Source organism: Thermogutta terrifontis, assembly GCF_002277955.1.
GTDB classification, from domain to species: Bacteria; Planctomycetota; Planctomycetia; order Pirellulales; family Thermoguttaceae; genus Thermogutta; species Thermogutta terrifontis.
Map to the genome: position 1 here is coordinate 3479612 of NZ_CP018477.1, position 14349 is coordinate 3493960.

General features: G+C 56.7%; 10 protein-coding genes and 2 tRNA genes. 7 read left to right on the forward strand and 5 right to left on the reverse strand.

Annotated elements, in window-relative coordinates; genetic code table 11:
• Nucleotides 1–643 precede the first annotated feature (643 nt).
• Complete coding sequence (locus THTE_RS12895; protein WP_095415815.1) at nt 644–1648, forward strand: polyprenyl synthetase family protein; 1005 nt, start codon at nt 644–646, stop codon at nt 1646–1648.
• Nucleotides 1649–1904: 256 nt separating this feature from the next.
• Nucleotides 1905–1986 (forward strand) — tRNA-Leu (locus THTE_RS12900).
• A gap of 84 nt (nt 1987–2070) precedes the next feature.
• Here the strand turns inward: THTE_RS12900 and tig are convergent.
• Together tig and THTE_RS12910 are read right to left on the reverse strand one after the other, a co-directional pair.
• Nucleotides 2071–3591: a trigger factor gene (gene tig, locus THTE_RS12905; RefSeq protein WP_095415816.1), complete on the reverse strand. Its 1521-nt coding sequence runs from the start codon at nt 3589–3591 to the stop codon at nt 2071–2073.
• Nucleotides 3592–3757: 166 nt separating this feature from the next.
• A tRNA-Gly gene (locus tag THTE_RS12910) sits at nt 3758–3830 on the reverse strand.
• 573 nt (nt 3831–4403) lie between these two features.
• On the opposite strand from THTE_RS12910, the gene THTE_RS12915 reads away from it, so the two are divergent.
• Nucleotides 4404–5873, forward strand: a complete 1470-nt coding sequence (locus tag THTE_RS12915; RefSeq protein WP_095415817.1) for a protein kinase domain-containing protein — start codon at nt 4404–4406, stop codon at nt 5871–5873.
• 164 nt (nt 5874–6037) lie between these two features.
• Here the strand turns inward: THTE_RS12915 and THTE_RS18455 are convergent, their stop codons facing one another.
• The 3 genes from THTE_RS18455 to THTE_RS12935 all read right to left on the reverse strand — a co-directional run bounded on the left by THTE_RS18455 (nt 6038) and on the right by THTE_RS12935 (nt 9058).
• A complete protein-coding gene (locus THTE_RS18455; RefSeq protein ID WP_237260143.1) occupies nt 6038–6616 on the reverse strand; it encodes a hypothetical protein in 579 nt (192 codons plus the stop codon).
• 831 nt (nt 6617–7447) lie between these two features.
• Nucleotides 7448–7906, reverse strand: a complete 459-nt coding sequence (locus THTE_RS12930) for a carboxypeptidase-like regulatory domain-containing protein (protein WP_095415819.1) — start codon at nt 7904–7906, stop codon at nt 7448–7450.
• 90 nt (nt 7907–7996) lie between these two features.
• Complete coding sequence (locus tag THTE_RS12935; protein ID WP_095415820.1) at nt 7997–9058, reverse strand: DUF1559 domain-containing protein; 1062 nt, start codon at nt 9056–9058, stop codon at nt 7997–7999.
• A gap of 820 nt (nt 9059–9878) precedes the next feature.
• Between THTE_RS12935 and THTE_RS12940 the strand changes: the two genes are divergently transcribed.
• The 4 genes from THTE_RS12940 to THTE_RS12955 all read left to right on the forward strand — a co-directional run bounded on the left by THTE_RS12940 (nt 9879) and on the right by THTE_RS12955 (nt 14288).
• Nucleotides 9879–10616: a PEP-CTERM sorting domain-containing protein gene (locus tag THTE_RS12940; protein ID WP_095415821.1), complete on the forward strand. Its 738-nt coding sequence runs from the start codon at nt 9879–9881 to the stop codon at nt 10614–10616.
• A 261-nt stretch (nt 10617–10877) separates the two neighbouring features.
• Nucleotides 10878–12029 carry an alpha/beta hydrolase fold domain-containing protein gene (locus THTE_RS12945; RefSeq protein WP_207651714.1) on the forward strand — a complete coding sequence of 384 codons (1152 nt, stop codon included), beginning with the start codon at nt 10878–10880 and terminating at the stop codon, nt 12027–12029.
• A gap of 154 nt (nt 12030–12183) precedes the next feature.
• Nucleotides 12184–13254, forward strand: a complete 1071-nt coding sequence (locus THTE_RS12950; RefSeq protein WP_095415822.1) for a glycoside hydrolase family 62 protein — start codon at nt 12184–12186, stop codon at nt 13252–13254.
• A gap of 104 nt (nt 13255–13358) precedes the next feature.
• Nucleotides 13359–14288, forward strand: a complete 930-nt coding sequence (locus THTE_RS12955) for an alpha/beta hydrolase (protein ID WP_095415823.1) — start codon at nt 13359–13361, stop codon at nt 14286–14288.
• Nucleotides 14289–14349 lie beyond the last annotated feature (61 nt).

Here is a 14349-nt window from a genome sequence, read left to right on the forward strand (position 1 = left end):
AATAACAATTCGCGCTGGGATTGCAACGTGATTAATGCCTGAGCATCCCCACTTTTCTGCTACTGATAAGCGGCAGCGACCTGAACAATGCCTTGGGCAAGTGCAAGCTTCAGCCCGGAAGGAAGTGGTTGTCACGTCCGCTTGCCCAACTTGGATGATCCACCCCAATTCACCGGGCACGACAAGCGTGCCCCTCCGAAACGATTTCTCGGAGGGACCTGCTTGTCAGGTCCGCTTACCGACCTTGGATGCTCCACCCCCAATTTACTCCCGTTCCGGCAGGGGCCAGTCATGAATCTCTCCTATAAACTTTGCGCTTGTGGCATCTCATGAGTTTTTGCAAGAATCGGGATGGCTCAGGTCAATCTTCGAAAACCTTGATCTTGCTCGGAGAGTAGAAAGATAAGGGGATAAATGGCACGTTTTGATGAAGTGCCGGCGGTTGCCGAGACAACAGACAAGCAGTTACACTTGATAAAACACGAAAAAGATAAATGAAAGAATTGCCCGGCGAAGGCGTGGGGCTTTGCCAGGTGGTAGTCTTCGTCGGGTAGTCGATGGTTTGGCTACCGGAAAGTCTGTAATTCAAGAAGGATCACCGTCCCGGAAATTTGTGGTACCTCCCGGCTGGAGGACGAACCGAATGGCCGATGTCAGTGAGAAGGTTCCTGCCTCAGTCAAATCGCTGCAGGAAGTGTACGAGGTTATCGCGGTCGAAATGGCGGAGGTGAACCGACTCCTCAGGCAGGAACTGCAAGATTCCTCCCCTTTCATCGATGGGATGCTCAAACATGGGCTGCAACTGGGAGGAAAGCGACTTCGGCCGGCACTGGTGCTCCTTTCCGGTAAATTATGCGGAAAAGTCACGCAGGCGCATCTACTTCTCGCCACAGCACTGGAACTCGTGCACACGGCGAGTCTGGTGCATGATGACGTCCTCGACGAGGCGCAGCTTCGCCGGCACATGGAAACGATGAATGCCCGCTGGGACAATTCTGCCAGCGTGCTCATTGGTGATTATCTCCTGGCCCGAGCGCTCTGCCTTGCCAGCTCCCTGGACTCGGTCGTTGCCTGCCGGGAGATCGCCCAGGCCAGCCACCGGATGTGCCAGGGCGAGCTGCGGCAGATTGCTGCCTGCGGCCGATTCGACATGCCGGAGGAAGAATATCTGGAGATCATCACCGAAAAGACCGCGGCGCTCTGCCAGGCGTGCTGTCGGCTGGGAGCCTATTATGCGGAGGCCCCGCCGGCATTCATCGAAGACCTGGGTGCATTCGGACTTCTCGTGGGAGTCGCTTTTCAGATTATTGATGATATCCTCGACATTCTCGGCGATGAGGAAAAGACGGGGAAGTCTCTGGGGAGTGATTTGGCCAAGCAGAAGCCGACGCTTCCCATCATTCATATGTTGAGGCACCTTCCCGAGCCTTCTCGCGAACGAATGATCAATCTCCTGCGGGAGCAGCCACCGGGCTTTCGCCAGGAGGTGAGACGCGTGATGTTGGAAACGGGCTCAATTGAGTATGCCCGGGAGAAGGCGGCGATGTTCATCGGTGACGCCGTCGAGCGGCTGGCCGATTTGCCCGTCAGTCCCGCGTCGGAGTCCCTCCGCCAACTTGCCGCCTTCGTCATCGCACGTGACCGGTAAACGCCGTGTCCGCTTTCGGGGGCCTCATTATCGGAAGGAGTTACCTGCCAGGCCCGCTTCTTACCGATGGACGATGGATTTTCGTTTGCTCGGGCGAAAAAAGCGTGTGGCGCCGGGAGCGTTTTGTCGGACGCGGGGCGAAACCCAAACGGAAGCGCCTGTTTTCTCGCTCCCCGTGCTTGGTGGCCCACCCATTTGGCCGTACAATCAACAAGGAACACGACGGCAAACGAATGCCGGTCGATTCATAGCACCCGCGGACGTGGTGGAACTGGCAGACACGCAGGACTTAGGATCCTGTCCCGCAAGGGGTGAGGGTTCGACTCCCTCCGTCCGCATTGATGGGGATAACACATTCTCAATAAAAAACCGCCCACAATCGGGGCGGTTTTCTGATCTGAAGTTCCGGGGAAACGTCCCTCTCAACCTGTGGATTCTTCTTCTCGTTCCGGAACCTGGCGGACCACTTCCATGTCCAGGGCGGTTTCCTCGGAAGGTTCTTCCACCGGAAGCGGCATTTGGACGTCGGTCACTTCGGCTTCGCTGACGATTCTGTCGATCACCTTGCGCTCGACAATCGCATTGCGGAGCACGTCCCAGGCATTTTCCTGCTCGTATTCGGCGCGGACCTGCCGCGGCGACCGCATAGTCATTCGGGCGATTCGCTGGATTTCCTCTTCAATATCCTGTTCGGAGGCTTCGATTTTCTCTTCTTCAGCCAGCCGCTCGAGGAGGAAGTGTTCCCGAAGTAGCCGAACGACGACCTCTCGAGCTTCTCGAGCGATGAGGTTCAACTCCCGGCGGATCTCCTCGGCTGTATAACCTGAGCGGGTTAACTCCACAGCCCGACGCCGAATCTCCCGCTCGGTCTGTTTGCGAACCAGGTCTTCCGGAAGGTCGAACGGAACCACGTCAAGGAGTTGATCCAGGATTTGCTTCCGCAAATCTTCGTAGACTCTCAATTCCATGCGGGCACGGAGCTGGTCTTCGAAGGACTTGCGGAACAAATCGGGAGAATCGTACCCCGCAACGCGTGCGATTTCTTCAATGCTCTGTGCGGTCTGTGGTCGCAGGACCTTGTGAACCTTAAAGTGCGCCTGGACGGTCTTTCCGGCCAGATTGGGATCGGCGCAACTCTCCGCCACTTCCACATCGCAAAACCGGGATTCCCCCTGGCGGACGCCGACCATTTTTTCGCCGAAATCGCGGATGATCCCGTCGAGAAATGTGAGCGTGGGACGAATCTGTATGCGTTCATCATCCGCTGAGTTAAGCACCCGCCCCTCATGCCGCAGTGTGATTTCGCATTCGATGTAGTCGCCCATCTCGGCTGGCCCGTTCACCTCGGCAAGATCGGTGAACTTTTGCACGAGCTGCTGCATTGCGCGATCAACATATTCAGGTGTAAGCTCGAACACCTTGCGCTGGAGCTTGAGACCACGCCACTGCGGGAGCTGAAATTCGGGCCGGACCTCCACGGTGAATTCGAATGCAAAATCGCCTTCCTCCGGCAGTTCGACATCGTCGGGATCGAGGTCGGGATCACCGATCGGGGCGAGTTTCGCCTCTTCGATGAGCGACCAGAAGGAATCCAGCATCAGCCGGGATTTGACCGGCTCCTCGAGTTCACTGCGGAAACGTTTTTCCAAAAGTCGGCGAGGCGCACGACCAGGACGAAAACCGGGGACAGTCGCCTCGTTTCGAATTTTGTCCAACTCTTCCGCGAAGTAACGATCGACTTCTTCCCGCGGAATGGTCACGATGATCCGGCGTTTGCATGCCCCGACCGATTCCACGTCGTACTCGAACTTAAGCTTCGGCTTCGCCTCTTCCTGAACTGCCGTCCCAAGAGATTCCTGTGGATTCTCGCCACCGGAGCCGGCATCCGTTTGAGGCGGATTCGCACTTAACGCATCATGTTCGGGAATGTCGGAAGCAACCATGCCTGAATCCGTTTCGGACGAAGATGTTACGGGTGGAGACAGATGCGGATCAGAGTGCCCAATCCGGTCGTCAGACTCTTTCCGAGGCGTTCGAATTGCTACCAGACGGTGGAAATGCTTGCCTGCGCCGCTTTCTGGGGCACTCAACCTTCACCTAATAAAAAAGAGCGGGTGATGGGACTCGAACCCACGACAACGACGTTGGCAACGTCGTGCTCTACCACCTGAGCTACACCCGCGTTCTTTATTCCGGCGTTTGATTCACCTCTCCAAATGGCATTATAGGGGCCACTCCGGTCGTTGCAAGAGGGTCCCTGCCGGAGTCAGCCCCACATTGCCCCCGGCCGCCGGAAGGGCCCCGGACCTCGCCGAGACCCTCCGCGGGAGTTGAAATCCGCTCACCGCGGCCGGCCTGTCAGGTCCACATTGCGACCTGGGCAATCGAACTCCCGCACCGGGCTCTATCTGCTAAGTTCAATTCCCATATCAACGTAGGGGCAATTCGTGAATCGTCCCTACCACGGGTTATGCCTGTAAGCTCCGCCGGGTCCTTCCAAAAAGTGGGGATGAGTCGGGGGCCTTGTGTCCGGCTGCCGGCGGGTGGAGACTTCGCACGCGGCCCTGGCATCCAATGAACCCCACTCTTCGCCCAATTTGTTGCCACCTGGAAGGTTCAAGGCTAACATAGATGCTTGGAGGCATCGAATTATGTCGCCAAAAGTGGGGCCACTTAAAGGGGGAATTCGAGGCCATCACGGGGTGGTATCGTTCGCGTGGGGCCCGTCGCCCTTGTTGGGAACAGAGGAAGAGGTATGCCGGAAATGAATGCTGAAACGCTAGCTGAGCGGGCACACGACGTGGGGCTGATCACGGACTGGGATTTGCGTCAGATCTGGTCCGAGCTCGGGCGAAAAAGCGTCAGTCTCGACGAGTTGATTCAGTTCCTGGTCCGGCGCGAGTATCTCACCAACTATCAGGTTGACAAGCTCCTCAATGGAGAGCGAGACGGCTTCTTTTACGGGCCGTACAAGGTCCTTTATCTGGTTGGGGCTGGGACCTTCGCCCGAGTGTTTCGCGCGGTCCATAAAGATGACAAGACCAACGTCGTGGCACTCAAGGTGCTTCGTCGACGCTACAGTGACAATCCCCAGTGTTATCAGCAGTTCATCCGCGAGGGACGCTTGGGAATGGCTCTCAAGCATCCCAACATCGTACCCGTCTATGAGGTGTGCTCATACGATCACACGCATTTTCTGGTCATGGAATTTGTCGAAGGACAGAATCTCCGGGAGTTCGTGAAGGTCCGCAAGAAGCTCGATCCCATTGTCGCCACCCGAATTATGGTGGACATCATGTCGGGGCTGGATTATGCCTTCCGGCAGGGGACCACGCATCGGGACCTCAAATTGAGCAACGTGCTCATCAGCAGCGACGGGACGGCCAAGCTGGTGGATTTCGGTCTTGCGGCTGTTGACGAGTATCTCGAAGCCGCTTTGCCAGAAGTGCCCGCCAATGCCAGGGCCATCGATTACGCAGCTCTTGAGAAGGCCACCGGTGTGCCGCGGAACGACCCCCGCAGCGACATTTACTTTGCCGGCTGCATGTACTACCACATGTTGACCGGGGATCCACCCCTTTCAGAAACAAAGGACCGAATGAAGCGGCTGAGCCGATCCCGATTCTTCGAGGTGGTACCCATTCAGGAGCGTGATCCCACGGTTCCCAAAATTGTGGCCGGGATCATTAACAAGGCCATGGCTCTGGATGCCTCAGCACGCTATCAGACGCCGGCCGACATGTTGTTCGATCTCAAACTGGCGGCGAAGCGACTGGCCCAGGGCGATACCGATGTGGACCTTGTGACGGCCAAGAAGCCGAATGACGACAAGGCGCATGCCACAGTCCTCGTGGTGGAGCCAAACGTCGAGATGCAGAACGTACTGCGGGAAGGTCTGAAGAAGCTAGGATATCGGGTGCTCATCATCTCCAATCCGCAGCGAGCCCTGGACCGGATTAAAGAGGAAAATGACCAGATTGATTGCGTTATCATTAACGCGACAGAGTTAGGAGAAGCGGCGGTGACCGCTTTTAATCAAATAGGGGACGATCCCCGGACTCATCTCATCCCTGCCGTGCTGCTCCTCGACGAACCCCAGCGCGACATGCTGGCCATGACGAATCGCGCCGACCACCGCCGCGTGGTTTCGCTTCCCATCACGATGAAGCAACTCCGAGCCGTAGTTTCGGAGTTGGTGGACAGACAGCGCGATTTGGCCAAATAGGGATCATTTCTCGGTTCAAGACAACGGGGATTGGGGCTTCGGTAAACTGGTACTCCGTTCTGAGGTGTTCGGATAGTAAGAGGCGTTAGTTCGACGGGTTATTTTGGCAAAGAAAAACCCGGCAGTGTGCCGGGTACCGCGTTCAACGTTTCGGGAGTGTTCGCTCACGTCGGTTGATTCTCAGTCGGTGCAGGCGAAGAAATTCCGTCAGCACAGCCGTGAATGCCGGTGGATAGCTTTTCTGGAGATTCTGGGGACGTTGCCGTCTGCGGTTCGGTTGTGACGGTGCTTGCGCCATTTTTATCGAGAGAAGTTCCCACGGGCGACTCCGGAGGATCGTCCTCTGCTGGCGAGGACGGACCGTCTTCTTTCAGGCTGTCCTGAGAAACATCAGGTTGGGCGGGTGGTTGCGGACGCTTTTCATACCCCAGCTTTTTGAGGACCTCGAGGATTTCGCTGCACGTGGGAAACATCCTCCCGCTTGCCCGCTTGTATTCGTCGAGGGCCCTCATAAATTCGATTTCTTCCGGAGTGTAATCTCGCTCACAGGTGGTGGGGTCGATCTGTCGCCTGCGGGGAACCTTGGCACGACGTTCCAGCTGTCGACGCTCCACAGGAACAGGGATGTTCTGCTGACGGCGGTCCGTGCCGCTCCGGCGATCGGGCAATCGCCGCCGATCGATGGTCACGATCGTTGGATCGTTGAGAGATTGATCGGAGGTTGTTTCGGGATGTGCCGTCACCGCCTGGCTTTTTGCGGCTGAACTGACCGCGGCGGCTGGTTCTTCGGCAGGAACGTGCGGTTCCTCGGAGCTGTGACTGGGTTTTCGCGTCTTGGAGTGAGAGATGGATTCGGACGTCGAACGTGTCTTATTAGAGGTACTTCGTTTGACAGCTTGCTTTTTTTTCCCAACTGCTTTTCGCGGTTTCGAATCCTTCGACTGTTTCGTCTTGACCACTGTTGTGACCTCCTTAACTCTGCTTCCTCGCATGGACGGGATCAAGTTGTGGCAGGACGGTTAACAATAAAAGGTGTGCAAACTCCTGACTTCAACACGGCGTCCTCGGTGGTGTTTGCTGCAGGAGCACGGAACGCGTCGGTCAGGAGGGTTGTTGCTAACTGCGGAGTCGGGCCGGGTAAGGGGAACACAGGGCACGCCCGGCCGGGAGGACCGTATTTGGCAAAAAAAACTGGCGGACGTAAAGGCAGTCGCCGCGAGGTGATGCTCTACTGCGGCTGCTGCCGGCTAGGGGGTTTGGCAAAGTTTTCCGCCAAGGAAATATAACACACGCACGTTGAGTGTGCGGGACAGGGAAAAGCTATCGGCAGGTTTTCCGGTCCACTGGATGCTGAAAAAGTCTGCCAGGTTTGAAAAGTCCTCACCACTGGCACAACTGGAATGGTCGGGATCGCCGGTTGGGAAAAATTCACCCCGCAAGCTTATTGTTTCGGGGCCACGTAAAACAGCCTTCACCGACGGCGAATCGATAGCCGCGAACAAAGAAGGGCGGCAATCCTAACGATTACCGCCCTGCGCTTAATCGCTGCGATGGTGAGCGTTCGCGTTTTTAACTTACGGGGCAGTGGTCAGATCCAGATTGATTTCGTTAGAGCCGGGTTTGACTTCCCGCACCAGGGTCGTATTTGTGTTGTATTTGGCAGGGATTTTTTCCTGGAACACGGGCGCACGGCTGCTATCCTCCCCACCGTACTGGTATGAGGGATCGTCCGATGACACGGCCCCCGCCGCCGACTGCGTCGGTGGTTGCGACCGTACGGAAATCTTGTGTTGCCCTACCACAGCCCCCCGGCCAAGTTGACAGGCCAGCTCATACTCCCCGTTAGAGTTGGTGACGCCGGTTGATGCGGGACCGCCCGCAACCGGTGTGAACGTTACAATCGCATTGGCGAGCGGTTGGCCGTCAAGGGTTACTTTACCCTTAACCGGGGCCAGACGGGGCCCCTTGGAACCACACCCCGCCATAAGTAACAAGACGAAGACGCACGCCGTAGTCCATGCCAGACGCGACATCACAGTCACCTCCCAGGTTTTGAGAGAACTCCTATCCCCCATGGCCAATATGGAAGCGAGAAGCACGTTCCAACGCGGTGAGAATGATCATTACGGAACGGCGACGCTCTCGCCACCGCCACAACTGCCCAGCGCTCCCCAAACCCCCCAGGGCGAAGGCCGATTGCCTGGGTCAGGCACGTCGTCAATGGCCTGATTGCCCACGTCTATGGTCTGGCTGATAAACCGGACCGCACCATCTGCCATCGCCACGTTCACACCACCGGGGTGGTAACTGGAGGCCGTTCCCATATGTTCATTTCCATCGACGCTTCCCCAGTGGCAGCTTGGCCCATTCGGGGCCACCATGGTCGCGAAACCACAGAAGTAAGGCCGACCGTCCCATGCCCGACCACCGGTCGGCCGAAAGTCCGCACGAACCGGCGGTGTTATCTTTTTGGGGTTGGTAGGATCAATCCGAGCCAAGCAAGCTGCCGGATTCCAGGATTGCATGAGCAGCGCCACGCCACCGAGAACATCATCCGGATAACCGCCCGCCACCATCTCTCCCAGCATTACCGTGTTCGAGGTGCCATCCGTGACGTACTCGGTTCCAATCCACCGTTCACATTGGAAGATGCCCCGGTTCTGCCGGTAGTTCTGATCCGGCCGGAAATGATTCTGGTGGTAATCGTCCCCCACGCACGCCTTGTAGTTCAACCTTGCAGGGCTCTCCGCACGGTTGGGGATCGGTTGATCAGAAGGGCATGTGTAGGCTGGGATGTCTTTGCGCCACCAATCGCGGACAAATGGGCCCCAGGTCGCGTGATTGGGGTCTGTGGTCCAGGGTTCGGGGAGCATCGCTGGAGATTTGGCCTGAGCCATGATCGCGTCGTAGAGAGGTTTCTCTTCAATGTAGGGAAGAATCATCATCGACCAGGCGTAATAGCGACCACGGCATGTGCGAACGCCGAGCGCCGGAAAAACTTTGTACGTATCGTGGTAATTGTGGATTCCCAGGGCAACCTGCTTCATGTTATTAGTGCACTGACTTCTGCGGGCTGCTTCTCGCGCTGCCTGCACCGCCGGCAAGAGTAAAGCAATCAGAATCCCGATAATGGCAATAACAACGAGCAGTTCGACCAGCGTAAAGGCGGATCTCACCCTTCCCATAAACCGTCCTCCAATTAGGCTAGAAACGACTTGACACAACGTGGAACTGACTATGCTAAAATTTTAATTTAGCAAAACGGGCTGGCCTTGCAAGTATTTTGATTTCTGGAGCGATTGTGACATGTGAGGCCGACGCCCTCATGTCGCGGATTACGCTGTCGCGAATAGGGGGGCGGCTTGTGCCAGTTAGCGCGATCCGAGAAGAGAAGTTGACCGGGTACGAAGGCACATGTTGCGCCACATAGAGCTCATCTCGATCCAAACTCTCCGGTGTTCCTACGTCCATTGACGTCGGTTCGTCCATCAACCGCCCAGTAAAGAGCAGGGGCAAGTCACGAGGTGCCCTTACGGTTCGAGCCGCAACTGAACTGACCGAGCAAAGTTCGGTCGGTGAGCTGGCGGATGATCCAACAGCGCAATAATGTGGACGTGAGTGCCCATCCCTCGAGCCCAAAATTGGCCCCTGCCCGCTGTGACAACGTCTTTTTTGAAGAGCATGGCCACTATGGAGGGGAAGTAGCACTTTTGTCAGGTTGATAAGACGACCAAAAAATTTCTGTGATATCAATATTGACGCTGAGATTTAACGCAGACGTCAAACGAGAGCCGAAGCTGGTGCCACTTGAAATCAAATGTGCATACCACTAGCGAGTGGGTGCGTATGCTACTAAGAGTGAATACCTTCTCCAGCCGCGGAGTGCGAGTGTGTTGACTTCCGCGCGGGGGTAGGTATAAATAAGATGACTTTTCAGGCTGGAGGGATTGCGCCGGATTTGCGCCCTGTGCCTGACCGGTCGTGCATCTCGAGAGGAGTCGCATCATGCGGTGGTCAATCCTGAGCGCGGTTGCGGCGGCCCTTGTATCGTCAGGGTTCATTTGGGCGAGTCCGTTTGAATGGGCCCCTGCGGATCATCGGCCGTGGGCAAGCAGCTTTCCCTATCAGCGCAATATTGATCTGACGTTCGATGTTTCGCCCGTCGGTGCACCAGGAGGTGGTATCCCAGGGGCGCATTACGAGGGCACGGCCGATCTGTGGCTTTCGGCGAGTGATTACGTCACTTTTGACGGCTCGTTCCAGTGGTACAGTTCGGTAAGCGGTCTGCCGCTCACCGGTCTGGTAGGCATCGACAACCGAGGAGGTAACGCACCTCGCAACGGGCAGATCGTCATTCATCTGGACAACATTCCTACTCTTGCGGGCCAAAAGCGGATCTGGATTGAATGGGACTATGTCTCGTCCGTAAATAATATGCCTTCGAGCTTTTACATTTCCGATTCGCTCGGTCATTTGCCTTCTCAGCAGTGGGCGAGTGAGCCGCGACAGGTGAATGGTGTGTGGCGTCAGAATCTGTGGTTCCAGTTGGAGCCCAATCCACTTTGGGAGGAAGTCACTTTGCTTTTGCCCTTTGTGCCGGTCGGGGACTACTTTCTCATTGATCGGTTCCATGTCGCCACGGAGTGCATTCCCGAGCCATCCACGCTAAGCCTGGCAGTGTTAGGGGCTTTCGGGCTGATTTGGGCCGGTCGAAAACGCATGAAATCGCCGCTGCGAAATTAAGGAATAGGCCAGTGCGAAGACGGTAGTGGCGCTGAGAACCCCGCGTCCAACGCGGGGCTTTTCTTTTATGGACCACAGACATGCGGCACGGACCTGGCCCATGCTGGACAATCCCCGCGAGCCGCGTCAGAATAACGGCGGTTTGAATTCTCACGGTACCTTTGCGGCACGGTTCGCCTGATGTCGGAGAATGTGAAGGTTGCTGGGTCGGCCTGGCTACCGGGCCGTGGTCGCGGTCTCTGGTTGTGGGAGGACTTGATAATGCTTATTGTCAGAAGAATTTCTGTGGCTGTCATTCTGATGAGTTGGGGAGTTTTTTCGGCCGTCGTTATGGCTGAGCCGTCACCGGACGCTTTCATTGCACGTTTTGACCGGGATAAGGACGGCAAGCTCAGTCGGGAAGAAGCACCTCCACCGATCGCGCAAAATTTTGTTCGAATTGATTCCAATAACGACGGTCTGGTGGATGCTGACGAGATCGCCGTATTCCGCCAGCGGGTAGTCCAGGCTGCGCGTTCGGAAAATCAACCGGGTCAACCACCCCGGGTTCCCGATTCGATCGAGGCCATCTGGGATATTCCCTACGCTCAAACCGACCATCCCAGACAGCGGCTCGATTTGCTTCTGCCTAAAAAGCGTACGAGTGATAAGCCGCTTCCTGTGGTGGTGGCGATCCACGGTGGCGCCTGGTTGGGGGGCGACAAACGTCAGGTCGTTGGCCGTCTCATTCCGTTGGTGGCCAGTGGGGAGTATGCGGGAGTCTCGGTTGGATATCGATTGAGCCAGGATGCCACCTGGCCGGCCCAAATTCACGATTGCAAGGCAGCAATCCGGTGGATCCGCGGAAATGCCAAAAAGTACAATCTGGACCCGGAGAAGATTGGTGTCATCGGTTGGTCGGCGGGCGGGCATCTGGTGGCCATGCTGGGAACAAGTGGAGGTGTCAAGGAATTGGAAGGGGACTTGGGAGAGTTCACCAGCGAGAGCAGTCGCGTCACCTGCGTGGTCGATTTCTTCGGGCCGACAGATTTTCTTACGATTGGCGATCATCCCAGTCAGATCAAACATTACGCACCAGATGCACCGGAGGCGCGATTAATCGGCGGGGCCATTCCCGAGAATCCTGACAAAGCCCGGCAGGCGTCGCCCATCACGTTTGTCTCTGAAGATGACCCGCCATTCCTTTTGGTGCACGGTACAAAGGATCCTCTGGTGCCGCATCAACAGTCCGTCGTCTTGCGGGACGCCCTGCGAAAGGTAGGGGTGCCCGCATATTTGATCACCGTTGAAGAGGGAGGTCATGGCGGCTTTCGGAATCCGGAAATAGAACGCATCGTGGATGCATTCTTCGACGCCTATCTTCGGGGAGTGAAGCATGATTTTGAAGACAAGACCTTACCCAACTCGCCCTGACGATCCCGTCGCTGGGGCACGTGGGCATTGAGCAACTGTGCTGCCCTGTCAGATCACGCCGGAGCGCTTCGACGCAGGGCAAACAACGCTTTGGGACAGGGTGGAGAATTCTATCGGATGCGCTCGTGGCGATTCGTTCGGGAGTCACCTGATTATGAGAACGGCATCCTATTCGTTGCGAATGGTGATGTTTGTGATTGCGGGAGTTGTTTTTGGCGGGCGGGTCACGGCAGAGTCCCCAAGTGCGAAATTGTGGCCATCCGCGTTCCAAACGGGAAGTTTTCATTGGGTTGTGGGACCGCCCATCGTGGCCGCCAGGGAAAGCACAGCCGAGGTGACCTACTTCTCGATCAAGGACCCCAGCGTGGTCCGCTTTGAGGACCGATGGCACTTGTTCTGCACAGTGCGGGGCAAGCCGCGGACGCACCAGGTGGAATATCTCATTTTGCGCGACTGGAAAGACAAGCAACCGCGGCGGGAGTTTCTGAAGATCACCGACGGCTACTACTGTGCGCCGCAGGTGTTCTATTTTCGGCCGCACAAAAAGTGGTACCTTATCTACCAGACTTCGGACCTGAGTCGCAAGCCTGCGCTTCAGCCTGCGTTTTCCACAAACGAGCGGTTGGACGACGTGGAGGGATGGAGTCCACCGAGTTTCCTCTTCCCGACGGGACCAGAGGGGGTCCAACGGTGGATCGACTTCTGGATCATCTGTGACGAAGAAAGGGCCTATTTATTCTTCACGTCACTGGATGGGCAGTTCTGGAGATCCGAGACTCCGCTGAAGGATTTCCCCCACGGCTGGAGCCAACCAAGGGTGGTGTTGCGAGCAGATATTTTTGAGGCTGCTCATGTGTATCGACTGAAGGGCTTGCCGCTGTATTTGGCCATCATCGAAGCCCAGAATGGCAGCCGTCGGTATTACAAGGCCTATTTGGCGGATCGATTGGATGGAGAATGGCGGGCTCTGGCGGCCGAGCGTGACAAGCCGTTCCTCGGTCCACAAAACGTGACATTTCGTGGAGAACCCTGGTGTGAATCCTTCAGTCACGGCGAGTTAATCCGCGAGGGGATTGACGAGCGGATGGAGGTGAATCCCGATCGGCTGGAGATGCTGTTTCAGGGCGTGAGCGATCAGGAAATGCGAGGAAAGGTGTACGGGGAAATACCCTGGCGTTTGGGGTTGGCGGTGCAGCAGTTGCCGGTGATCCGGGAACGAGAGTGAACAGGCAAGGCAAATCGGCTCCGTCTCGGTACATTGGAGTTCAGAATGAGTCTCCATCAGTGATTGTTCCTCTACTGTGAATGAGTGTGGGACGAGCGTGACCAATGCAAAACCGTATCATGCTGGCCGGTGTTTTCGTTTGTTGTGTGGCCACGTTTGGACAGGCCCCGGCCGCCGAGGTGGGGCGGCTTCGTTATCCGCCTGAAATGCCGGGTGCGGAGGTCAAAGTCTACAAGAAGGTCGATAACGTTGATTTGAAACTTTACATCTACAAGCCTGCGGACTGGAAGCCCGCTGACCGGCGGTCGGCCATCGTGTTCTTTTTCGGAGGCGGGTGGCAGAGTGGGAGTCCCGCACAGTTTCGACCGCAATGCGAGTATTTTGCCGGGCGGGGTATGGTGGCCATGGCCGCCGACTATCGAGTGGGCAGTCGTCATAACGTGAAGGTGGCGGATTGCGTGGCAGATGCCAAGTCGGCGATTCGGTGGGTTCGACAGCACGCCGCCGAGCTGGGCGTGGACCCGCAGAAGATTGTGGCTTCGGGAGGCTCGGCAGGGGGACATTTGGCGGCATGTACGGTGATGGTGCCTGATCTGGAGGCTCCCGAGGAGGACCACACGATAAGCTCCCAGGCCAATGCCGCGATCCTGTTTAATCCGGTGCTCATTCTCAGTCGGGAGGGGTTGAAGGACCATGTGCCGCGGCAGGATTGGGAGGAACGGTTGCGAGAAAGGCTTGGAACTGAGCCGAAAGCTGTTTCTCCTTACCACCACATCCGGGCGGGGTTACCTCCGATGATCATTTTCCACGGGACGGCCGACAATACCGTACCGTTTGAAACCATCCGGCTGTTCGCGGAGGCGATGAAAAAGGCCGGTAATCGGTGCGAGCTGGTGCCGTTCGAAGGGGCTGCCCATGGATTCTTCAACTTTGGACGTGGTGACAACTTGGCCTATCAGAAAACGCTGGAACTGGCAGATGAATTTCTGGTTGAGATTGGTTTTCTGGCTCCCAAGGGAGAGTCTCAACCGTAGTTCGCAGTCTTGGTGAAGGGCTTCAGTCAGATCGGGGGTCTGGCTGGAAAGTGCAGGCAGG